The sequence below is a fragment of the Parabacteroides sp. PH5-46 genome, from assembly GCF_029892785.1.
GTDB lineage: Bacteria > Bacteroidota > Bacteroidia > Bacteroidales > Tannerellaceae > DFXE01.
Window position 1 is genome coordinate 128710 of the sequence record NZ_JARXXA010000008.1, and the last position, 24057, is coordinate 152766.

At 43.2% G+C, this 24057-nt stretch carries 18 protein-coding genes; 12 read left to right on the plus strand and 6 right to left on the minus strand.

Features of this window, described 5'->3' with window-relative positions:
- Window positions 1–47 precede the first annotated feature (47 nt).
- Window positions 48–1718: a VWA domain-containing protein gene (locus tag M2470_RS10280; protein WP_280744899.1), complete on the plus strand. Its 1671-nt coding sequence runs from the start codon at window positions 48–50 to the stop codon at window positions 1716–1718.
- Window positions 1719–1781: 63 nt separating this feature from the next.
- Here the strand turns inward: M2470_RS10280 and M2470_RS10285 are convergent, their stop codons facing one another.
- The 4 genes from M2470_RS10285 to M2470_RS10300 form a co-directional block, all read right to left on the minus strand.
- Complete coding sequence (locus M2470_RS10285) at window positions 1782–2630, minus strand: Bro-N domain-containing protein (protein ID WP_280744898.1); 849 nt, start codon at window positions 2628–2630, stop codon at window positions 1782–1784.
- Between the two features lie 16 nt (window positions 2631–2646).
- Window positions 2647–3942: an NCS2 family permease gene (locus tag M2470_RS10290; protein WP_280744897.1), complete on the minus strand. Its 1296-nt coding sequence runs from the start codon at window positions 3940–3942 to the stop codon at window positions 2647–2649.
- 2 nt (window positions 3943–3944) lie between these two features.
- Window positions 3945–4646 (minus strand): DUF5020 family protein, encoded by a 702-nt coding sequence (locus tag M2470_RS10295; protein ID WP_280744896.1) that lies wholly within the window; start codon window positions 4644–4646, stop codon window positions 3945–3947.
- Between the two features lie 203 nt (window positions 4647–4849).
- On the minus strand, window positions 4850–8176 hold the full coding sequence (locus tag M2470_RS10300) for an AsmA-like C-terminal region-containing protein (RefSeq protein WP_280744895.1): 3327 nt from the start codon (window positions 8174–8176) through the stop codon (window positions 4850–4852).
- A gap of 175 nt (window positions 8177–8351) precedes the next feature.
- Here M2470_RS10300 and rpiA point away from each other — a divergent pair, with 175 nt between their 5' ends.
- Window positions 8352–9047 carry a ribose 5-phosphate isomerase A gene (gene rpiA, locus M2470_RS10305; protein WP_280744894.1) on the plus strand — a complete coding sequence of 232 codons (696 nt, stop codon included), beginning with the start codon at window positions 8352–8354 and terminating at the stop codon, window positions 9045–9047.
- On the opposite strand, the gene M2470_RS10310 is transcribed toward rpiA, so the two are convergent.
- Window positions 9044–9787 (minus strand): nitroreductase family protein, encoded by a 744-nt coding sequence (locus tag M2470_RS10310; protein ID WP_280744893.1) that lies wholly within the window; start codon window positions 9785–9787, stop codon window positions 9044–9046. The two genes, rpiA and M2470_RS10310, sit on opposite strands and share 4 nt — an antisense overlap.
- A gap of 111 nt (window positions 9788–9898) precedes the next feature.
- Here M2470_RS10310 and M2470_RS10315 point away from each other — a divergent pair, with 111 nt between their 5' ends.
- Window positions 9899–11017 carry a DUF362 domain-containing protein gene (locus M2470_RS10315; RefSeq protein ID WP_280744997.1) on the plus strand — a complete coding sequence of 373 codons (1119 nt, stop codon included), beginning with the start codon at window positions 9899–9901 and terminating at the stop codon, window positions 11015–11017.
- A gap of 4 nt (window positions 11018–11021) precedes the next feature.
- Here M2470_RS10315 and M2470_RS10320 read toward each other — a convergent pair whose 3' ends face one another.
- Window positions 11022–13589 (minus strand): DUF5686 and carboxypeptidase regulatory-like domain-containing protein, encoded by a 2568-nt coding sequence (locus tag M2470_RS10320; protein ID WP_348524215.1) that lies wholly within the window; start codon window positions 13587–13589, stop codon window positions 11022–11024.
- 288 nt (window positions 13590–13877) lie between these two features.
- Here M2470_RS10320 and M2470_RS10325 point away from each other — a divergent pair, with 288 nt between their 5' ends.
- The 9 genes from M2470_RS10325 (at window position 13878) to M2470_RS10365 (ending at window position 23954) form a co-directional block, all read left to right on the plus strand.
- On the plus strand, window positions 13878–15260 hold the full coding sequence (locus M2470_RS10325) for a tryptophanase (protein ID WP_280744891.1): 1383 nt from the start codon (window positions 13878–13880) through the stop codon (window positions 15258–15260).
- Window positions 15261–15320: 60 nt separating this feature from the next.
- Window positions 15321–16712 (plus strand): tRNA uridine-5-carboxymethylaminomethyl(34) synthesis GTPase MnmE, encoded by a 1392-nt coding sequence (gene mnmE, locus M2470_RS10330; RefSeq protein ID WP_280744890.1) that lies wholly within the window; start codon window positions 15321–15323, stop codon window positions 16710–16712.
- A 247-nt stretch (window positions 16713–16959) separates the two neighbouring features.
- On the plus strand, window positions 16960–17871 hold the full coding sequence (locus M2470_RS10335; protein WP_280744889.1) for a helix-turn-helix domain-containing protein: 912 nt from the start codon (window positions 16960–16962) through the stop codon (window positions 17869–17871).
- A 3-nt stretch (window positions 17872–17874) separates the two neighbouring features.
- Window positions 17875–18975 carry a site-specific integrase gene (locus M2470_RS10340; protein ID WP_280744888.1) on the plus strand — a complete coding sequence of 367 codons (1101 nt, stop codon included), beginning with the start codon at window positions 17875–17877 and terminating at the stop codon, window positions 18973–18975.
- 38 nt (window positions 18976–19013) lie between these two features.
- Window positions 19014–19979, plus strand: coding sequence for a RhuM family protein (gene rhuM / locus M2470_RS10345; RefSeq protein ID WP_280744887.1), 966 nt, complete (start codon window positions 19014–19016; stop codon window positions 19977–19979).
- 112 nt (window positions 19980–20091) lie between these two features.
- Window positions 20092–20796, plus strand: a complete 705-nt coding sequence (locus M2470_RS10350; protein WP_280744886.1) for a mobilization protein — start codon at window positions 20092–20094, stop codon at window positions 20794–20796.
- 114 nt (window positions 20797–20910) lie between these two features.
- Window positions 20911–21273: a helix-turn-helix domain-containing protein gene (locus tag M2470_RS10355; RefSeq protein WP_280744885.1), complete on the plus strand. Its 363-nt coding sequence runs from the start codon at window positions 20911–20913 to the stop codon at window positions 21271–21273.
- An 11-nt stretch (window positions 21274–21284) separates the two neighbouring features.
- On the plus strand, window positions 21285–22667 hold the full coding sequence (locus M2470_RS10360) for a DUF3987 domain-containing protein (protein WP_280744884.1): 1383 nt from the start codon (window positions 21285–21287) through the stop codon (window positions 22665–22667).
- 216 nt (window positions 22668–22883) lie between these two features.
- The gene (locus M2470_RS10365) at window positions 22884–23954 is read left to right on the plus strand and encodes a DUF6371 domain-containing protein (protein WP_280744996.1); all 1071 of its coding nucleotides are present in this window, start codon (window positions 22884–22886) and stop codon (window positions 23952–23954) included.
- Window positions 23955–24057 lie beyond the last annotated feature (103 nt).

Consider the following 24057-nt stretch of genomic DNA (forward strand, 5'->3'; position numbering starts at 1 on the left):
CTATTGGGAAAGGCCTGTTTATTCACATACTAAAAAAATGAATAATTATGAAAACAAGAAAAAATGTAGTATTCCTGCTTGCCTCTGTATTGGCTGTTGTATTGTTTGCCTGTTCGCAAACAAAGTCTGTAAAAACAAATACTCAGACAGAAGAACCTGTCGTGATAGAAGATGAATATCTTATCTCAGAAGATAGGGCAGAACCCTCTATCCAATATCAAAAGGAATTTGCACTAGAAATGGAGGCTCCGGTCTCCGAAGTGCTTTTTTGCATAACTGAGGATCAAGCCTATTATGCCAACACAGAGGAGTATGGCAAGATCGTAGAAAACCGCTTCAAACGGGCAACGGATGAGCCTCTTTCTACCTTCTCTATTGACGTGGATGCAGCTTCCTACAGCAATATGCGGCGCTTTATTAATCAGGGGCAAATGCCTCCGGCTGATGCGATTCGTACCGAGGAGTTAGTCAACTATTTCTCTTATAATTATGCCAAACCAAAGGGGAATGATCCGGTGAAGATATCAGCAGAAGTAGGTGCCTGCCCCTGGAACGAACAACATCGCCTGGTGCATATCGGCATCAAAGCAAAGGAAATAGCGGGAGATGAACTACCTGCCTCTAATCTGGTATTCCTGATTGATGTATCCGGCTCTATGTATGGGCCTACCCGTCTGGAGTTGGTGAAGTCTTCCCTTAAGCTGCTGGTTAATAATCTGCGGGAGCAGGATAGGGTGGCTATCGTAGTATATTCCGGATCGGCGGGAGAAGTATTACCATCTACCTCCGGAAGCGACAAACAAAAGATACGCGAAGCATTGGATAACCTGACAACCGGAGGCTCAACTGCTGGAGGAGCCGGTATTCAACTGGCTTATAAGATTGCCGAAAAGAACTTCATCCCCAAAGGCAATAACCGTATCATCCTGTGTACAGATGGTGATTTTAATGTAGGAGTCTCTTCTAATCAAGGTTTGGAACAACTAATTGAAACAAAGCGCAAATCCGGTGTATTCCTGACGGTCTTAGGCTATGGCATGGGAAACTACAAGGATAGCAAGATGCAAGTATTGGCCGAGAAAGGGAACGGCAATCATGCCTATATTGATAACTTGCAGGAAGCCAATCGGGTATTGGTGTCCGAATTTGGCGGTACGATCTATACAGTAGCCAAAGATGTGAAGCTGCAAATAGAGTTCAACCCTGCTTTTGTACAGGCCTATCGCCTGATAGGATATGAAAGCCGCCTGTTGAACAAAGAAGACTTTAACGACGATACCAAAGATGCCGGAGAAATGGGTGCCGGACACGTAGTAACAGCCTTCTACGAAGTGATACCGGTAGGTGTAAAGAGCAACGTTTCTGGAAGTGTAGACGACCTGAAATACCAGCAACCCTCCAAACCCGTTCAGCCCTTCCTGACTGGTTCAAAAGAGCTACTGACAGTCAAACTCCGCTACAAACAGCCGGACGGTGATGTCAGCAAAAAGATGGAACTTCCCCTCATTGACAATAAAAAGAATGATGTATCCTCGGACTTCCGCTTTGCCTCCTCCGTCGCCATGTTCGGCCAACTGCTCCGTAACTCTGACTACAAAGGCGAAGCCTCCTACGACAAAGTAATCGCTCTGGCGAAAACCGCTCTGGCCGATGACTCTCAAGGCTACCGACACGAGTTCGTCCGCCTGGCAGAAACCACCAAATCTTTAAGCCATTAAGGCTTAAAGATTAATTGCAAATGAGAAGTTGAAAATGAGTTTGAGACAATTCGTTTTCAACTTTCAATCCTTTACGTCTTGCGATTCATTACCCTTTAACATAATACCATCTTTTGCATTGAGAGGAGAAATTGCTTTCTTTCCTGTCTTGGATTCCAATTCAAGTCGTGCGTTGCGGGCGATTTCTCCTCCTTGTTGGGCTATGTTGGCATGATCCTCAAATGTTTCCGGATCGTTAGATTCTGATATTTCTTTTGTAGAGAGTTCAGCAAGCATGCTAAGAATCAGCTCTTTGTTTGTCATGTTATCTCGAAGGTTTTCTTTCTTCAGACCCTTGAACTGTTTGTATTCCTTAGCTGTCATCTCTGACCAACTTTGATAAATGATATCTGTCAATGAGGCGAAATGAATCCCTTCCTGTAATCCCCGTTTCTTCCATTCATCAGTCAGTTCTTTCCTAATTTCAATGGACTTTAGTCGTTGATTAATCCAATTGTCAGAATACCCCAGCCGTTTATAATCCATCATGGCTTGTTTTATAGAAAGTTCCGGGTCTTGAATTTGATCCAAACGCTCACTAGCAACTTTTGCCATCCATAGCTTGAAAGGTTCTGCTTTTGGTGAAGGGATGGATTGGATAAGGCGAAGAAGTTGCTCGGTATCAGCAACATCAGTTGTTCTCATTTTGCCATCCATTGCACGCATTTTTAAACCGTGACAATTTGTCACGGTTTCATTTCCTTCTTCTTTTAGTCGTTGCTTTAACTTTCTCCAATATGCAGTAGGATCAAGGCTTTCTGTTAAAATGGCAACTGCATCAACAATAGAGAAATACCATTTCTCTTGTTCTTCGTCCCATGCAGTACGGATTTTCTTTTCCTCGAAAAATTTAATCGCTTGTTTTTGTGTCATATAGTTAATATTTGGCTTATATAAATATGTAATTCAATATAAAGAGGATAGCGAGAATGTACATGGGAATGCTTATCTCTTTGTATTTGCCACTGAGTAGTTTGACGAGTACGAAACAGAGGAGACCCAGGATCATGCCGTCGGCGATGGAGTAGGTGAGGACCATCATGATGATGGTGACGAAGGCGGGGAGGGCTTCCGATATGTCATCCATGTCTATCTTTTTGATGGAGTCCATCATCAGTACACCTACCAGTACGAGGGCTCCTGTGGTGGCTGCTCCCGGTATCAATAGGAAGATAGGGGCAAAGAACAGGGCGATAAGGAATAGTATACCGGTGGCAAAGGAGGTGAGTCCAGAGCGTCCGCCTTCCGCTATTCCAGAGGCGCTTTCTACATATGTAGTGATGGTAGAACAGCCCAGTACGGCACCAACAGTTGTGCCGATAGCGTCTGACATCATGGCTTCTTTTACCCGGGGGATTTCCCCGTCTTCTTTCATAATACCGGTCTTGGTGGCAAGTCCTACCAGTGTGCCGGCTGTATCAAATATGTTCATGAAAAGAAGCGTAAAGATAATAACTGCCATGTCGAAGGTAAAGAACTCCTTAAAGTCGAACTTCCAGAAGGTAGGCTCCAGCGAGTGAGGCATGGAAACCGGCAGGAAGTTGTCCGGTATCTGGGTTACTCCCAGCGGAATACCAATCAGCGTACAGATAATAATGCTGAAAAACAAAGCGCCTTTTACCTTCTTTATCATCAAGGCTCCGCTTATGATAATCCCGATCATCGCCAATACCGAGGCGGGGGTAAACTCGCCCAGTTGTACGAATGTAGAAGGGTTAGAAGCAATAATACCGGCATTTTTCAGCCCTATAAAGGCTATAAACATCCCGATACCGGCGGATATGGCATAGCGCAGGTTCATCGGGATACTGTTTAATATAATCTCGCGGATATTGATAAATGTAATCAGGATGAAGATAACCCCTTCTACAAACATGGCAGTAAGGGCTGTTTGCCAGGAATAACCCATCCCTTCCACCAATGTAAAGGCAAAGAAGGCATTAAGCGCCATGCTGGGAGCCTGTGCAAAAGGCAGTTTCGCCATAAAGGCAAGTAATAGGGTGGCAATAGCCGAGGCCAAGGCTGTAGCCGTGAAAACGGCGCCTTTATCCATGCCGGTTGTCCCTAAAATAGAAGGATTGACGGCCAGGATATAACTCATGGTCAAGAAGGTAGTAAGTCCGGCGATCAGCTCTGTCCGGATGGTCATGGATTTCTTGTCGAAACCGAGGTATTTCTCTATCATAATTACTTAAATGTCCATTTAATAGCTACTGTAGGAATGGCATAAAAACCATCCCGGTTGGCAAAGTTATAAGTTAATTCAACTTCACTCCCTACGCTGAGGTTAAAATTCTCGTCTATACCTTTTATTTTGTTCAGGTTTACCCAGAACTGAGGCTCGGCCATAAAGATAAAGTCCCCTACGGAGGTCTTCTCTCTCCACCAGTCGGCAAACCCGCTGAACGTACAAAGGCCCTCTCTGGCAAAGTGCAGGTACCAGGTGGCTGTTAGCTGAAAGTTATGCGGGCTATCATGTTTCTGTATGTATTTGTACATGGGTGTAAAGGTAAATCCTTTCTTAAAATCCTGACTATTATAGGTGTAAGTTCCTCCTAATAAATAGGCATTCTGAAAGGGAAACGATTTGGTAAGCCCTCCGTTATATTCCACATGCACAGAAAAGGGGTTTTGCCAGAATTGCAGTTCGCGGGCTATTTCCCAATATCCGGATACTATTCCTTCGCTTTTGTAGTCCATGTCGATAAAGAAAAACGTACTTCCCCACTTGTCGGGGCGGAACATTTCTACGGTAGAGGTCAGTGCCGGACGCCCGTCCAGGTCTTTGCTGTAGATAGATCCCCCAAAGTCGTAGTGTAATTGGATGTTCTGAGCTGTTGCGCACAGAGATAGTAATGTAAAAGCTGTTAAAGCCAGATGTTTTCTCATCAGCGTTCTTTGTTTTTTTGAGCAACAAAAGTAATAAAAATACGCTACACCTACTTTAAAAATAATTTAGAGGTACGTCTAAATCAAATTACACGTACCTCTAAATTTATTTACACCTACCTCTAAATGAATTTAGACGTACCTCTAAATCATTTTTGGAAAAGATTTTCCCCCAAAGTGATGAACAGTGGCTGATGAAATGATCAAAGTGTTTCGGAAACCTGAGGGGGTAAAGTCGGAGGAGCCTCTACTACAGCCAGTTCAGGAGCATTTGTTATGATCTGTTTGCGTATCAGTTCCCGTATGTTTTCCCGTATGTTTGTTTTTTCGGCTATCAGATCTTGCTCTTTGGCAGGGTCGAAGGTGTTTTTATACTTGCATTTGGTGATTTTGTATTTGGGTTTGTCCAGGTCGCCGCTCACATCTATGCCCAGTTTGAAGGGGACGGGCGACTTCAGAACAGAGATGTGATAGTCGAACGTCATATCCAGGTTGTGCGTTCCACCTACGGCTACCCGGTATCTGTCGATTTCAAGCAGGAAGGGGAATATCTCTATCTTGTTATTGTTGATAGCCAGGTCTACCGATATGCTGTCTATTACGTTGCGTTCCTTGTTTTTAAACATCAGTGTTTTAGATATTTCGGTGAATGTTTCACCATCCAGCAATACCATGTTTTTGCCGTGCAGGAAGCAAGCTGTGTTGAGTGAGGGCAGTACGACTGACATGGTAGAGTCTATGTCGCAGGTTAGCGACATCTGGCAGTCTACAATCCCTTCAAACGAACGGAGCATCGGTAGCAGCGTGTCTATCGCCGGGTATAAGTCGATCAGTTTTTCCACCAGGATGCCTTGCACCTCCATATCGAAGCCGGCAGCTGCCTCTTGCTTCTCTTTATCAGAGGTGTAGAACATGGTTACGATGCCGTGGCCAATGTTGGAGTCGAAGTCCAGCTTTTTCAGGTTGGCGCTTTGATTGCGCAAGACTACTTCGCCTATAACATTCTTCATTTCCAGGTCTTTGTAGTCGATATGCTTCGCGTCCATCGTGAGTGTCAGATCCAGGAATGAGGGGACGATAAAGATACCGTCTGTAGAGTCGGCATCTGCTATATTGAGTGAGTCTTGAATGCTGCTAATGTCCATATCTACAGCACTTCCGGAGTTTATTTCGTGCATCTCCGAAGCGCTGAGGTGCTGCTCGGCATATTGCATACCTTTGTTTATCGCTGTCAGTAACTCGTTCATGTTAATGAGGTCGGAAGTGACTGAGAAATTGCCGGTTAGCTTGCCACCTCTCAGCATAGCCCGGCGCATATTCTTGAGTTCGCCGTTTAGCGTCAGACTGCTTTTTCCGGCATGGAAGCGGGCGTCCGAGAAGGTGATGTTGTTTGTATCGAATGAAACACTTGTCTTCTCCATTCGCATACGCAGCGGGAAGAGTCGGCTGAAGAGGGTAGCCTGATTGAAGGATGCTTTACCCCTTACCTCCCAGTTACGCAGGAGTTGGGAAGTTTCATTGGCTGAGGCAGTTTGCGTACTTTGTGTAGCTCTCAGACTGTCGCGTCGCGCACGCCATCCGGTGGTATCTCTTGGAGTGGTAGTCTGGCTGCTTTGCTGGTTATTAGCACTTTGTCGTTTGGCCCGTTGCTGGCGCATGGCGTCGCGATAGGGGAGGGCTTCTACGGTGAAGCGACTGTTTGCCAACATACCTCCCGTCCGCATGGGGATAGAGAAGTAGCGTAATGAGTCGGCTGTGATCGAGGCGATAACGTTGGGCGTTTGCTTGTTCGATTCGGCCGGACGTATCCCTCCTGCCAGATAGGCTTTTTTAGCTACTACCCAGGTAGAGTCGGGCAGGCGGGTACGTATGTTGTCTACCCGAATGTGGGAGGTAACGGAGATAACAGCTGCGGTATCTACTTCGGGGGATGTTTTGGCCGTCAATTCCAGTTGGCTCAGATTGGTATCGATGTCCTCCTTGTATTTTACATTCATACTGTCTATATTCAAGGCCATATTCAGTAGCTTATCCCCTGCGATAAAGCGGCTGGTAGAGCGGGTGGAGTCTACCGTGAAATGGGCATTGGATATAAATACGTTCACATCGTAAGGCTTGCTGTAGGCAATAAAGCTGTCGATGTCTAGTTTTCCTAAAGCATTGATGTTGTTGTATTTTCCTTTTGTGATATCGTCAAGGCGGAAGGATGTTTCAATATCCGCCAGTATATTTCCCTGCAACAATAGGGTATCGGGATGGAAGATATCCTGTGCAATGCGTGTGAAGTCTATATTCCCTTTCAGATAGGCATTTACGGCGGGTGACAGCATCAGGTCTTTTACCGATCCCTTTGCCTCGATGGAAGAGTTTAAACCTTTCATTTCCAGTTTGTCTATCAGTACATAAGAAGCGTTCAGGTCTTCCCCGTCGATATGCAGGTTGATGTCTGTTTCCAATTTGTCGATCCCTTGTTTCACATCCTTCATACGGAAAGAGCCGTTCTCTACCAGGCAGCGCAGGTCTACTGTCGGGATGATACTGTCGCCCAACTCCCCTTGGATTGTACCATCCAGAAGGATGGAGCCGGTGGCTGTTACATCCTTTAGACTGGCAGAATATGCTTCCGGCACGAACTGGAGAAGATCATTCAGGTCGGATGCCTTCAGGCTTGTTTCAATGTTGATACCCAGTCTGTTTGTTTCCGGAAAACGGGTGATGGAACCATCAGCAGAGAAGGGCAGGTTGTTGATCGCCATCTCCGTATCATGGAAGGTAACCGTCTGAAAATTATCCTTTAACTCTATGTCGCTTTTTAAGAAAAAAGCCAGTTCGTTTTTCAGAGAATATGAGGGGCTTTCAAACAGGAAGGCCTTTGATCCGGTGCGGATTTCAAAGGTGTTTTTTTCGTCAATCAGCGAGCCTTTGAGGAAGAGCTCGAAACCCTCGATTTCGGCATACATTTTCGCTTGCATATCGTCGTATATGAAATGCCCGTCTTCAATGCGTACCTTCTGTAAATCGAAAGAGGAGAAAAACGAATTGCCGGCAGACTCTACCGTGTCTTTTTCGCTGCTGTATATGTCCCAGTTGGCCTTTCCGTTCTCGTTTATATAACCATGAATATGAGGGTTTTCAAGGCTTAGTTCGCCAATGGTGATCTGTTTTTTGAACAAGTAATCCATCGGGCGGAATGTGACGGTAGCTTGTGCAAAATGAACCAGTGAATCAACCTGAGAATAAATGCTGTCCTTGGCTTGGTCTATGCTATCTCTGAATGCAAAAGAAACCAGACTGCCATTCACTATTTTAACTCCCAGATGGGGGTATGTTTCAAAGAAGGTAAGCTCTATCTTTTCGCACGTTAATTGGGCGTTCAATAGCTTGTTAACTTCTCTTTCAACAAGGGGTGTAAGTCTGTTGGGAGGGAGAATCCCCCAGTTAAGGATACAAAATCCAATGACAGGTAAAACGACAAAAAGGAAGAGTAACCCGATACCTGCACCAATGAATGCTTTTTTCCTGTTTTTCATGGCTCTTAAATCTTACATATCAACATCATATCTTCATCGAAAACGCAGTGCTAAGGTTAGAATTATTTGCCAAATTCTTCATAAAAACAACGTTAAGAAAAAGTAAATGCCACTAAACAATGGTACTTTGTGGATTTGTTTATTACTTTGTATGCTGAAAAATAAGGAAGTACACATGAAGTGGGAGAAGAATATCATAGACTCATTTCCTTGGAGTAAAGAGATTTCGAGAAGGGATGAAAAAGAAAAGGTAGCCGCGAAAATAGCCGGAATGGTGAAGGACGGGGATGTCATCGGAGTAGGCTCCGGATCAACATCCTACCTGGCTCTCCTGGCAATTGCCCAGCGGGTAAAAGGAGAGGGTTTGCACATCAAAGCCATCCCTACATCGCAGGAAATAACGATGACTTGCGCTCAACTGGGGATACCTGTTACCAGCCTGATGGAATATCAGCCGGACTGGGCATTTGACGGGGCGGATGAAGTAGACCCCAACCACAGCCTGATAAAAGGGCGGGGCGGCGCTATGTTTAAAGAAAAACTGTTGATAAATTCCAGCCCGCGAAACTATATTCTTACCGATTCGTCTAAGATGGTAAGCCGTTTGGGTATGAAATTCCCAGTTCCGGTAGAAGTTTTTCCTCAGGCACTTACATACGTAGGCAAGGCGCTTGAAGAACTATCTCCCCGCGAAATAAAACTACGCATGGCCGAAGGCAAGGACGGCCCCATCATCACCGAAAACGGCAATCTGATCCTCGACGTCTGGTTCGACGCCATCCCCGACACCACAGAAACAGCCCTCAAATCCATCACCGGCGTGATAGAAAGCGGGCTCTTTATAGGGTATCAAGTGAATTTAATCACTTAAAGAAACCCTTGTTTCTTTAATACATTCAGGTAGACTTCGGAGAAGTATTCGTTGTTCTTTTTGGTGTAGCGGATGTCTGTAAAGACTTGTGCCAGTGTTTCTTTGTTGTTTTCCTTTACGTATTGTTTGTTGACAGCTAATTCTTCCTTGGCTTTGTATAATGCGTCTATAGAGGCTTGTGTATAGTCTGTATATGTTTCATTGTGGATAACAGCTTCTAAAGGAAGACGTTCGGGCTGTTCCGGTGTTTCGGCAGGCCAGCCAACCGTTACAACCGTGATGGGGACTACCAGACGTGGAAGCGAAAGCGCCTCGATTATCGGATCCGCATTATAGGTAGTTGTCCCCAGATAGCATATACCCAGCCCCTTCTCCTCTGCCGCAGTGCAGAATGTTTGAGCAAAGATAGTCGTATCTATCGTAGCAGATATAAAGGTCTGAAAATTGTCGGAACCCGCTTCAGCCTTGCGTTGTTCCGCCCATTTGACAAACCGGTTAGCATCTACACAAAAAGTAAGTACCACGGGAGCTGTAGTAATCATTTTCTGATTAAAATGAGCCGGAGCCATTTTCTCTTTCATCGCCTGATCCCGCGTAACAACTACGCTATATAACTGCATATTACCGGTATTAGATCCCCGGGCAGCTACTTCCAGTAACTCATTCAACAACTCCTCCGGTATGTCCTGATCCGTATATTGACGGATACTTCTCCTGTCCTTCATCCTTTGTAATGCCATAGTGTTCTTTTGTTTATAAGATTATTTTGCATTTTACGAAATGCAAAAATAAGCATTTCAATTATATTTATTATTTTTGAGGCTTGTTTGAGCTTACATAAAAAGATGAATATGACCCTTTCAAAAGTTTATTTTACAAATTTACGTACTACTCCATCAAGCAATCTACTAAAAAAGATGGAACGACTGGTGAAACAAGCCGGAATAGAAACCATTGATTTTCAGAATCAATTTGTGGCGGTTAAGATCCATTTTGGCGAGCCGGGAAACCTGGCTTATATTCGCCCAAATTATGCGGCCGGATTGGTAACATTGTTGCAAAAGTTGGGAGCGAAACCGTTCCTGACAGACTCCAATACTCTGTATTCGGGAGGCCGCTCCAATGCAGTAGACCACTTACATAGCGCGATGGTGAATGGCTTCAACCCCATAGCTGTTCCCTGTAATGTGATTATTGCCGATGGGCTGAAAGGAACAGACTACCGGGAAGTGCCTATTGATGGGGAATATTGCAAAGCTCCCAAGATAGGAGCCGCCGTGGTAGACGCAGATATTGTGATAAGCATGAGCCATTTCAAAGGCCATGAACAGACCGGCTTTGGCGGAGCCTTGAAAAACCTGGGGATGGGATGTGCCAGTGTAGGCGGAAAACTGGAACTACATGCCGCCTCCAAACCTGTTGTAGACCGGGATAATTGCACCGGCTGCCGTATCTGTGTCAAATCCTGCGCACATGATTCTATCCATTTGGACGAGAGCAGGATAGCTGTTATAGATTACGATAAATGTGTAGGTTGCGGACAATGTGTAGCCTTGTGCCAGTATAGCGCTGCCGTATTGGGCGAAGGCGATACCTCTGAGCGACTGAACTATAAGATAGCCGAATATACCAAGGCTGTATTACAGGACAAACCCCACTTCCATGTGAGTTTTATCATGAATGTATCTCCGGAATGCGATTGCTGGAACCATAATGATGCCTCTATTATCCCGGACTTGGGAATAGCAGCTTCTTTTGACCCGGTGGCATTAGACCAAGCCTGTGCTGATCTGGTGACTAAAGCACCTGTTTTACACACAAGTGTATTGGGCGAGAAACATGCGCATGAACACCTGGAAGGTGAAGATAAATTCCACTTAATCCACCCGGAAACCAATTGGCAAGCCGGTTTGGAGCATGCTGAAAAAATCGGTATAGGAAGCCGGAAATATGAATTGATAATGACGTGACTTTTTACTTTGCTCCCATCTCCCTGAGGATCGGTATGGAGATGGTGAAGCCCAAACCGTCATATTTTCCTTTTTCGAGACTGACAAAAAGGCCTATGTTGCCTATATCTTGTATGCCGATGGAATAACCGAATTCAGTATGATTCTTCCCTGGTATCCAGAGTGTGCGGGCGTGTAGATACTCCTTGAATATATAGTTCTGCAGGAATGACAAATGCTTGATCAGCAGATAAGCCGTGGAGTAAGACAGGTGTGCTTCCAGCCATTTATCGTTGGTTGAGTAGGTGTAATTATCCAATAGGCTGAAGCTGTTTTCTGCAGAATATCCGGTCAGGAATAGCTCACTGGTTCGGAAGTGCTTATAGTCGGGGAAGAAAGTCGGATGTTTTCCGTTCAAAAAGACTCCGCCCTGTACCTGATAGCTCAAATGATCGAAGGCATGGAGTTGTATCTTTTGCCGGATGCTGGCATCCAAACGGTGATAATCAGGCGACAGATTATTCATGTTGGTGATAGCTCTTACATAGCCGAGCCCCAGTGTAGGGTATTTAGAATTGGCATACTGCTTCCTTCCGCCTTGTATGCGGTAGTAATAGCGGGGTGTATATTCCAGATGGGCTGCATATTTGGTGGTATGATTGTCGGGCATGGGTGCAACTTGCCGGCCAGGAAGGTTGGAATCCGGCGTTCTATTGAAAATACTCCAGGAAAGATTATTCTCCAACGCGTTTCTGTGTTCAATTGAAATAGAGGAAGTTAGCATAAGTCCATTGGCAACATCTATGTGGTTGATGACCTCGAAGAAACGTTTTTGATAGAATTTGATCGGATTCTCGGCAAAAAAGAGAGAAGACAGGGAGTTAATCAAGCGTAATTCTCCCATATTATTAAAGTCGGCGGATGTGTTTCCTCCCGATACGCTTAGCGAACCATTACGCAAAGGAGCATACCGGAAGTTGCCGTCTATTTGCCAGTTGATTGTTTTTCTGGCAGTGACATAATAGACGGAAGGCGAAACGGACAGGTGATTCCGCTTGTGCAGATTCGTGCCGAGAGTAAGGCGTTGTCCCAGCCAGATACCATCCACAAAGTTGTATTCCGGAACCACTCCCGGCAAACCGTTGTAACCCCAATAGGCTTTTTCTCCTAATGGGATACGACCTCCCATCAACTTACTCTTGCCTTCTATACCTGTGGAGACGATTATATTGTTGTTGTTCCGGTCTATGTTCAGATTCAGACTGTCAATTGCTTTGAAGCTTTCTATCTCTTCGTTCCGTAGCGGAAGGTTGCGTGTTGCTTCCCAATAGATGGAGTCGCGTGATTTAGCCATACTGTCTACCGTTAGCTTGATGTTGCTGTTGACCGGAAGCAGTTCCAGTGATCCTCTGCTTTGATGTAGTTCCTCCGGTTCAATGGTCTTTTCCATCAGTTTGGCCATCTTGTAAGCATCGCGGTTTGTTAGCTTCTCCTTGTTGGTAAGTTTATCCAGTTGTTTTTGAGCCTTTTGTTGCTTGGGTGTGGGTGTAGTGGGGGTTTCATTCAACTCTACGTCTTTGTATCGAACAGACGAATAATACTTCCCGGAGGCTTTTATACCTAAAATATCGATCTTCATATCCATATCGTACGAGGTAGGAAGGAATGTATAGGGCTTCACTTCGTTGTAGGTGGCCGTAAAACGAAGGGTCACCCCGTATTCGGTCGACGAGAGATCGGCACTTTGTACATTCCAGCTGCTCTCAATAATATAGAGCCAGCCTGTCATTAGCTTAGGGTTTTTCTTCTTGGGGGTAACGCGTATCTTGTTTACCGAATGATTTCCTTCTTTCGTTATGCCTTCCCATTTGAAATTGTAATAGTTAAATGCCTGCGTGGATAAGGGGGATATCTTTCCCAAGGCATTGGGGTCGTAGATGTTAGTGGTGATCACATCCAGCGCATCGGCAACATCTATTTCCGCAGGCAGATTGCTGTTGGTGGCTATCACATGCTGCTCGTAAGTGTTGGGAGCGGTGAACTTCACTTCATTCTGCGATTCGATCAGAAATAACTTATCCTGAAAACCACTTATCTGTTGACCTCCGGCTTGTATTTTCATATAACGGGGTATCTTCTCCATCTTGATAGTGCCTTTCAGATAGACTTCGGACTCATATCCTTTTACCTGATGCAGATAAAAGGGCGCCATAGAGATGGCTTTACGCATAATGGCATAAGCTGGATCTTCCTTGCCGGGATAAACGATGACTTCCTTCAACTCGTATGTTTTCTTTTCTACCGCCACGGTGAGCTGAATGGGTTCTTTGCCAACCGTTACGGCTATTGTTTTGCGCTCGTATCCCAACGAACCGAACTCGAAAGTGTAGTTGCCTTCTTTCAGGGTAGTTTGAAACTTTCCCTGATCGTTGCAAACAATACCCTGTGCAATCTCCTGAATAAAAAGCGATGCATACGGCACGGCTTCACCCAAACTATCCATAACTTGTCCTCTAACGGTCTGTTCACTAAGTAGAAATGAATTTGCGGTGAATGTAAACAGCAATAACAATAAAGAGATTCTCATATGCATAAACCGATAATGTTGATCGGGATAAAGATAGAGAGTTATACTCTATTTCTGTCGAATTTCGCTTGTCTTTGTGATAATCTTTGTATATTTGTCTCATATGAGAATGTCAGTAAACATAGTAACCCCTCGGTTATATCTCAATATTAAACGCCGCGACGAGTTTCTCCTCTGAAACTTCTCTCCTTTATTATTTCTTACTATATGCTTAATTTACAGATTAAGTAGAATTCTTGTATATGCCTATATGAGAAATGAATAACTAAATATAAACAATTAAAATTGATTATCATGGAATTACCTTTCGCCGAATCGTATAAAATTAAAATGGTAGAAACCATTCGTAAAAGCACACGCGAAGAACGTGAACGTTGGATAAAAGAAGCTGAGTACAACCTGTTTAACCTGAAAAGCGATCATGTGTTTATTGATCTGATCACCGACTCGGGAACGGGAGCAATGAGTGACAAACAATGGGCAGCCATGATGCTGGGAGATGAAAGCTATGCCGGTGCGCGTTCTTATTACAATATGAAAGAGGCTATCCAGAATATCCTGGGATTCAATTATTTTCTTCCGACTCACCAGGGAAGAGCGGCCGAGAATGTGCTCTTTTCCGCTATTATAAAAGAAGGGGATATACTTCCCGGCAATTCACATTTTGATACGACTAAAGGACATATTGAGTTTCGCAAGGCCGTGGCGCTGGATTGTACTATTGATGCCGCTTCTGACACCCAACTCGAAATACCGTTCAAGGGAAATGTAGATCCCGACAAACTGGAAGCCGTTCTGAAACAGTATCCGGTGGAGAAAATACCTTGTGTTGTATTGACAGTTACGAACAATACGGCAGGCGGACAACCGGTTTCTATGGCTAACATCCGGGAGGTATCGGCTATCTGTAAAAAGTATAAAGTACGTCTCCTGATAGACTCAGCCCGCTTTGCAGAAAATGCTTACTTTATCAAAGTGCGTGAAGAGGGATATGCCGACAAGACGATCAAAGAAATTGTAAAGGAAATGTTCTCTTATGCAGACATAATGACCATGTCGTCTAAGAAAGATGCAATTGTTAATATGGGTGGTTTTGTGGCATTTAAAGAAGAAGACCTCTGGCGGAAAGCACAAACATATTGTATCATGAATGAAGGATTTCTTACGTATGGAGGAATGTCGGGCAGAGACATGAATGCTTTGGCACAAGGGCTGGATGAAGGAACGGAGTTTGACTATCTGGAAACCCGCATCAAGCAGGTTGCCTATTTAGGAGCCAAACTGGATGAATACGGAATAGCCTATCAACGCCCTGCCGGTGGACATGCGATCTTTGTAGATGCTAAAAAGGTGTTACCCAATGTGCCAAAAGAAGAGTTTATTGCTCAGACATTAGGTGTCGAGCTGTATCTGGAAGCCGGTATCCGAGGAGTTGAAGTAGGTGCCATACTGGCTGACCGCGACCCGCTTACGCGTGAAAACCGCTATCCGGCATTGGAACTTTTCCGTCTGGCCATCCCCCGTCGCACGTATACAAACAACCACATGGATGTAATTGCCGCAGCCCTGAAGAATGTCTACGACCGCAATGGAGAGATCACTTCCGGCTACAGGATTACCCGCGAGCTACCGATCATGCGGCATTTCACGATCGGCCTGGAGCCAACTGGAAAATAGAGCAGCTCCGAGGGAAATCTATAAGTTTTAATTACCTTTGTAATCCATAAAAAGAGGATTATGACGGATCATTCCATTATTTGTGCCATATCAACACCTCCCGGTAGCGGAGGTGTTGCCATAATACGCCTGTCAGGAGAGAAAGCGATAGAGGTAGCCGAAAAAGTATTTGTTTCACGCCGGGGCAAAAAGCTGGCAGATTGCCTGCCCAATACCATTCATTTTGGCGAGATACGCAAAGATGATGCAGTTATTGATGAGGTGCTAGTCAGCCTTTTCCATGCACCTCATTCGTATACCGGGGAAAATACAGTCGAGATCGCCTGTCATGGCTCTGTTTATATCCAACAACAAATCCTTCAGTTACTGATTGAAAAAGGAGCCAGTCTGGCGCTTCCCGGCGAGTTTACCCAACGGGCTTTCCTGAACGGAAAGATGGACCTGAGCCAGGCGGAAGCCGTTGCTGACCTGATCGCTTCTACCTCTGCAGGAATGCATAAACTGGCGCTGAATCAAATGCGCGGAGGCTTCAGTAATGAGCTCTCCAAATTGCGCTCTCAGCTACTGGATTTTACCTCTTTGATAGAATTGGAATTAGACTTCAGCGAAGAAGATGTTGAGTTTGCCGATCGTACAAATCTGAAGCAGTTAGCTTCTCAGATAGAACAGCTTATTCAACGCCTGGCGGACTCCTTTAATGTAGGAAATGCAATTAAAAACGGTATCCCTGTAGCTATTATAGGCGAGACCAATGCTGGGAAGTCAACCTTGCTAAACTTACTGCTGGGCGAGGAGCGGGCAATCGTTTCCGATATACATGGAACTACCCGTGATGTAATAGAAGACACCATCAACCTATCAGGAATAACCTTACGCTTTATCGATACAGCCGGTATCCGTGAAACCTCAGATACAATAGAAAGCCTGGGGATAGAACGGACATTCAATAAACTAAAGCAAGCCTCCATCGTCCTATGGGTGATAGACTTGACCAGTCCTTCGGAGCAAATCGAATCGCTGGCTTCCGTTATCACCCCACATCTGACAGACAAGAAAACCATCTTAGTATTCAATAAATCAGACTTACTATCCCCCGCTGACCTAGAGATAAAAAAGGCCTTGTTGAACGAAATAGAAGCCGATCGCCTTTACATATCAGCCAAGAAAAAAGAAAATACAGAACTACTCAAACAGCAACTGCTACAAGCAGCCGCCATTCCCGAAATCAGCCAGAACGATGTAGTCGTAACAAACGCCCGTCACTACGAAGCCCTCACCAAAGCCCAATCAGCCATCCAACGCGTATCCGAAGGCCTGTCCGCAAACATCTCCGGCGACTTCCTAAGCCAAGACATCCGCGAATGCATGCACTACCTAGGCGAAATCACCGGCCAAATCAGCAACGACGAAATCCTAGGCAATATCTTTGAGCGCTTTTGCGTGGGAAAGTAAGTTGAGATTATCATCCACTTCCAACAATCATCATTAATAGCAAAGTATCTTACTGTAAATCAGTTATATTTTATCTAATTAATGCTTTCCTATTGTTAAATCCAATTGTTTCGCTTACTTTTGTACCGCGGCTGTACCGCTGTGTTTTTATGTTTGTTTTTTAAGTTCTGATATAAATAGACGATACATGATTGAAACATCATGAAACAAGATGAAACATAGTGATACAAAATATTGGCGAAATAAGATGAAAGAACAAAGAAGTATACTAAAAATCTGTGAGTTTTGTGGCAATACATTTAATGCTTACAAGACTACGACCCGTTATTGTTCACACACTTGTAATTCAAGAGCGTATAAGGATAATAAACGGCAGATGAAGTTGACGGCTATCAACTATCGCACGATGCAGGAGATGGAGATGATTAGTGATCAGTATGAAAAGATCAAAGACAAAGAATTTCTCTCTGTATCAGAAACAGCCTTTCTATTGAGTGTGGGAAGAGTTACGGTATATCGATATCTTCATTCGGGAAGTTTACCGGCAGTTCAAATAGGTGGGAAAACATTTATTCGCAGAAAAGATATTGATACCATGTTTGATGCAAGGGAAGAATACAAAGCGAAACCCTCTACCGATCGTAAGCCTATCTCTGAACTTTGTACGGTTGCTGAGATTAAAGAAAAATATAAGGTAAACGAATCATGGATTTTTAAAGTAGCTAAGGAAAACAACTTCCCTCGTACATTAAATAAAGGAAAGACTTATTTCAGTCGCAAACATGTGGACGCTTACTTTTCCAAGAAGAACCAATACACCGGCATTGCCGAATGGTATTCTGTAGATGATATAAAGGAAAAGTTTAATATGACTATCAATTCCGTATACTCATTCGTGTCTGAAAACTCAATCCCCAAAAAGAAAGAAGGCAAATATGTGTTTTACTCGAAATATCATGTGGATAAGTTAAAAGAAGAAGTAGAGCCGGAAAGACTGGAATACTATACAGTTCCGGAAGCTATGGAAAAGTACAACATGAGCCGGGATCAGATATATCATTATGTGAAGTATCATAAGATTCCTAAAGTAAAGATTGGGAAGTCAATCAAGATTGCCAAACAGGAATTAGACAGTGTATTAAACCCGATAATTATATAAGCCATGTCAATATCAAAAGTCACTTTACGCCGCCGGCCTATCAAAAATGATATGGAGAGTTTATATCTGGACTTCTATCCAGCCATCCGCAATCCCGAAACAATGGAGATGAGCCGAAGGGAGTATTTAGGAATCTACATCTACTTGCATCCAAAGAATGAAGTAGAACGTGAGTATAATAATGAGATGCTCCTAAAAGCTGAAGCTATCCGCTCTATCCGTGTGCAATCTATTATTAATGAGGAATACGGATTTTTGGATAAACATAAAATGAAGGGAGATTTCTTAGCTTACTTCAGTGAAATGAGTAAAACTAAAGATCAGAAATGGTTGAGAGTTTATGATCACTTTTATAAGTTTGTTAATGGCAAGTGTACTTTTGGTGATGTAAATGTAGATTTGTGTCGTAAGTTTCGCTCTTATCTATTGAATGCAAATCAACTGAATCGGCCCAAGCATAAGATCGCTCGTAATTCGGCTGCCGGATATTTCTCTACCTTCCGCGGCTTGTTAAAGGTTGCATATCGAGATAAGCGGATTAAGGAAAACGTAAATGACTTTTTGGAGAAGATAGAATACGAGGACGTTCGCAAAGAATACCTAACCCATGATGAGGTGAAACTATTAGCAAATACGCCATGTGATATTCCGGTACTTAAAAACGCCTCACTTTTTTCCTGTCTGACAGGATTACGAATCAGTGACATTCTCAACTTGACATGGGATGAAATTGTTCTTGGCGCCGACAATGGATACTGCTTACGGTTACGTACAGAAAAGACTGAAACAGAGACAACGCTCCCCATCAGCTTCGAAGCGTTGGAACTCTGCGGTGAACGTGGAAAAGGGAAAGTGTTCAAAGGATTGCAGCGTTCCATGACACAATACCCCTTAAAAAACTGGCTCAAGAAAGCCGGGATTACGAAAAACATTACCTATCATTGCTTTCGGCACACGTTTGCGACCCTTCAGATAGCCTTAGGCACAGATATTTACACGGTCAGCAAGATGCTTACGCATAAAAATGTGAGTACAACTCAGGTGTATGCGGAACTGGTGAGTGAGAAGAAAAGAGAATCAGCAAATAAGATTAGTTTGAAATAAACGGTGTCGACAGCGTAGACACAAAATAACATAAAATTATGAGCAAAGGAGAAATCGTAATATACAAAGCTCCAGACGGGAACACAAATCTGGATGTAAGACTTGAAAATGAAACGGTGTGGCTGGATCAATATCAGATGGCAGAATTGTTTAACCGTGAAAGATCGGTTATATCTAAGCACGTTAGTAATATTTTTAAGGAAGGAGAGCTTCCCAAGGAAAGCAATGTGCAAAAAATGCACATTGCTCATTCTGACAAGCCAATCATGTCATATAGTTTAGATGTAATAATCTCTGTCGGTTATCGTGTAAAATCAATTCAAGGTACTCAGTTCCGTATCTGGGCAAACAAAATCCTAAAAGAATATCTTGTTAAAGGCTACGTTGTTAATGAGAAAATTAAATTGCAGCAGTATGGTGATCTTAAACAGACCGTTAAACTTTTAGCCAATGTATTACAGGCTAAAGAACTGTCAGCTGATGAAGCAACCGGATTATTGCAAGTGATTAGTGATTACACCTACGCATTGGACACATTGGATAGATACGACTATCAGGAATTAACTGTGGAACAAACCACTCCCAAGGAGTCCTTTCGAGCGACTTATGAGAGTGCAATGGAGGCAATTGAGTATCTTAGAAACAAGTTTGGAGGAAGTGACCTGTTTGGAAACGAAAAAGACCAGTCATTCAAAAGTTCTATTAATACGATATACCAAACATTTGATGGGCAAGACCTTTACCCCAGTGTAGAGGAAAAAGGAGCAATGTTACTCTATCTGGTAACAAAGAACCATTCTTTCAGCGATGGGAACAAACGAATAGCCGCTTTTCTTTTCCTTTGGTTCCTGGAGAAGAATGGAATACTATATAAAATAGATGGAACAAAACTGATAGAGAACAATACGCTTGTAGCTCTTACTCTTATGATTGCCGAAAGCCGGACAGAAGAGAAAGATGTAATGGTGAAAGTGGTTGTTAATCTGATCAATAAGAACAATTAATAGTTGACTTAGTTTGTGACAACGCTGTTGTCATAAATAATAGTGGCATTGCCTTCACAAATTGTGTCATCACTGCTGACACAATTGCAAATATCAAAAACAAGAATGTTAGATGAAGAATAAATACCATGAATATATCATAATTTATCTATCAGTAGCGATTGGTTGCTTTGCTATTGGTCTTATTGTGAGAGCTACGGTTGTTGCTCAAGGGGTTGATGCATTCTCGGCTAACACTATCTTCTGGCTTATTGCCGGACTTGGGATAATATCCTATTGTGTTCTCACTATAGCAATAAAAGGATTATTGGATAAAACAGGTAAATTACTTTTCCCTAAACCCAAACAAATAAAAGAAGTGCCAAAGCCGGAGGAAGAACCGGTAAAGCAACTCTCTTTGGTTGAAATCCGGGCAGAAAAACAAAAGCAGCTCACCTTACAATATACTGAAAAGCTAAATACAGCAATCAGGTACACGCAAGAAACACTTGCCCTCTACGTGTCAGATGCCAACATGGACTTACTCTGTGAAAACATAGAAATTTATGCAGCCGGAAGCGACTTGAATACGCCCACTTTCAAGCCAGTAAAAGTAAAAGACCTGACCACCGTTGATATTTGCCACTTTGGTTGGAATATCTGGAATCACTTCGACGTAACAGACCAATGGGGAATCGCTCGATTCCTCAAAGCCGTGTTCAAAGAGAAACTGAAAGATATGGAGCTGAAAACCATTAAGAAAAAGCTAAAGATATTCGAACCAAATAGCACAATTCAAATACAGGAAAGTCTAAATAAAACTGACGACACAAAGTAAGGAACAGTATTAACCACTATCTCAAAATGTTTTTCTGGTGTTTCTCTGGTGATTCGTGTCACCGTTGAAACACCATTTTTATTTGCACTGAAACAATTAAAAATCAATTGAATTATGTGCAACGAAATCATTACTTTCGATAAGTTACCCGAGGCGGTTGCTTATCTTATTAAAGAAGTATCAGAACTGAAAAGCTTGGTTGAGACAAAGCAAAGTCAACCGACAGTAAAGCGAGTTCCGATAGAAATTGAAGAAGCGTGTCGGCTGATTATGAAAGCCAAACCAACCGTTTACGCTTTGGCGAGAAAAGGACTTATTCCTTGTTATAAACGAGGAAAGAAACTATTCTTCTTTGAAGATGAACTAATGGCATGGATTACTCAAGGTAAACGAAAAACCATTGAGGAACTGAAAGAAGAAGTTGAAGCCCGTGTTAACCAAGGAATCCGTCGCCGACCTTCACGCCGTAATTTTTAAAGCCAGCGATTATGGAAAATAAAATTACAGCAGAGGGCATCATCCACGAAGCTCTACATTGTAAAGGAAAGATGTATGGCTCAGATTATCCGGTTCAAGTGTTCCCACATCAGATTCAGGATATTATCTATGCGACAGGAGAATGTCTCAACTATCCCATTGATTACATTGCAGCATCACTTTGTTTTGTACTATCAGTTGGAATTGGGAATACGCATGTTGCCAAGTTGAAGGAAGGCTGGTCAGAACGAGCGATTCTTTATATCGCCCTGATTGGTCGTCCGGGAGTAAACAAAAGCCATCCACTTAGCTTTGCTTTTCATCCTTTGTTTGAACATGACGCAAAAAATGCAGTTACGTTTAAGAAAGAGATTAAGGAATACGAACAGCTTCTTTATCTCAGTCGGAAAGAGCGTGAGGAGCAAGGAATTAGCGAACTGCCAAACGAACCCGTTCTGAAAAAGTTTGTTGTTTCAGATATTACTCCTGAAAGCCTTGCCTTCATCCACGAAAATAACAAAAGAGGAATTTGTTTATACACCGATGAGTTAGCTTCTTGGTTTAAGAACTTCAATCGCTATACAAAGGGTTCTGAGGAACAGTTCTGGCTCTCTCTTTACAATGGTAAGCCGATAATTTTGGATCGACGTGGATCCAAAAACTCTGTATCAGTCAAAAATTCCTTCATTGGCGTAATCGGCACCATTCAGCATGGAGTATTGAGAGAGATGGCGAAAGGCGAACGTAATCAAAACGGTTTTTTAGACCGCATTCTATTTGTGTTACCAAACAATTTAGAGAAGCAGTATTGGAGCGAACAGCATTTATCTCGGCATGTAATCCCTACTTGGAATAATCTGATGCAGAAACTTATCAATCAGGAATACCTCACCGATGACAATGGCGATATAATTCCTGTTGAGTTATATTTTCAAGAAGATGCCAGGAAGCGACTCTACGACTGGCAACGAGAGAATACGGATCAATGTAATCGAGAAATCAACGAGACGTTGATGGGTATTTACAGTAAGTTGGAAATATATGCCATTCGCTTCTGCCTGATCTTGCAAGTTGCTCGCTGGCTCTGTGGAGAAGCCTCTAAAGATTCTATTGATTTAGTCAGCGTAGAAGGGGCTATCGAGTTGGTCGGTTATTATCAGAAGACCGCACGTAAGGTTCAACAAATTATCGCCTCTTCTACAACTTTGGAGCAGCTACCCTCCGACAAACAACGATTGTATAATGCACTTCCGTCAGACTTCTCTACAGCAGAAGGAATACAAGTCGCTTCCCTGTTTTCCATATCAGCAGATAGCTTCAAACGTATGCTTAGTGATTTCAAGGATGGCTTGCTTGATAACTACAAACATGGACGATACCGGAAATTGCTTTAGCGCATTTTCCGCATTCTCTACACTTTTGATTCTAAATCAAAGACATTCAGGTATATAACAATTTGCAAAACAATCCACTTTTCCGCTTTTTCATGCTTTTTACATACTTAAAGTGCGAGGTTGTGTAAACCGATAGGCACATTTCAACGAGAGTAAAGCATTGATTTACAGTTCTGTTTTTCGAGAAATGCGGAGAGTGTACAAAATGTAGAAAACATAATGAGCTATAGATATATATTAGAACCCTATAAAGGAATCGCAACGCGGCATACCTGCCCGGCTTGTGAACAAAAGAAGTGTTTTTCTCGCTACATCGACACCGAAAATAAGGTTTCGTTTCCAAATCATGTGGGTAGATGCGACCGGGAAGAAAAATGTGGATACCACTTCACTCCGAAGCAATATTTTGAGGAGAATCCGGATAGACGAGAGGAGTTTATTGATTATCATCCTACAATAACACCCAAAAACTATCCTCCCGTGAAAGAAAAAGAACCAAGCTTCATCGATAGCAACTTAGTGGCATCCTCGCTTGGTCATTATCAGCAAAACAAGCTGTTTCAATATCTATCCTCTCAGCTGGGAGAAGATGAAACGATGAAGCTTATGATGAAGTACAAGATTGGTTCTGCCAAGCACTGGGACGGAGCAACTGTTTTCTGGCAAATGGATATTGCTGGAAGAGTGCGCACAGGGAAGGTAATGCTATATGACCCTGAGACCGGCAAGCGAATTAAATATCCATATAATCATATCACATGGGTACACTCGCTCCTGAAGCAAGAAAACTTCAATCTAAAACAATGCTTCTTTGGCGAACACTTACTTACCAGTCAACCCAATCTGCCGGTAGCGATTGTAGAAAGTGAAAAGACCGCTTTAATCTCTTCTTTCTATATGCCCCAATTTCAATGGATCGCTACCGGAGGAAAGCATGGCTGTTTCAATGATGAAAATTTGCAGATTCTTAAAGGCAGAAAGACAATCCTATTTCCGGATTTAGGAGCATGGGAGGATTGGCAAGTGAAAGCCGATAAAATAAAGAGCCTAAACATAGAGGTCGAAATTTTCGATTTCTTGGAGAAACGAGCAACGCCGGAGCAACGGAAAGAGGGGTACGATATCGCCGATTTTCTACTTGAGGCGAAACAGCCGACAGCAATTCTTCAAGACATGATTAAACGTAATCCTGCCTTGAAAATACTAATGGAAGAATTTGGGTTAGTGCTTGACAATTCTTCTAAGAACAAGGTAAATCCTCGTAAGAAGACCGGATTTAGACTCTAATGGAAAATCTGTGATTTTTAGCGGAGCAAGTTTATGTTTTGGTCATACCAAAACGCCACTTGCTCCCCAAAATGGGAGGAAATCCCGCTGGTCTAATAGTAAA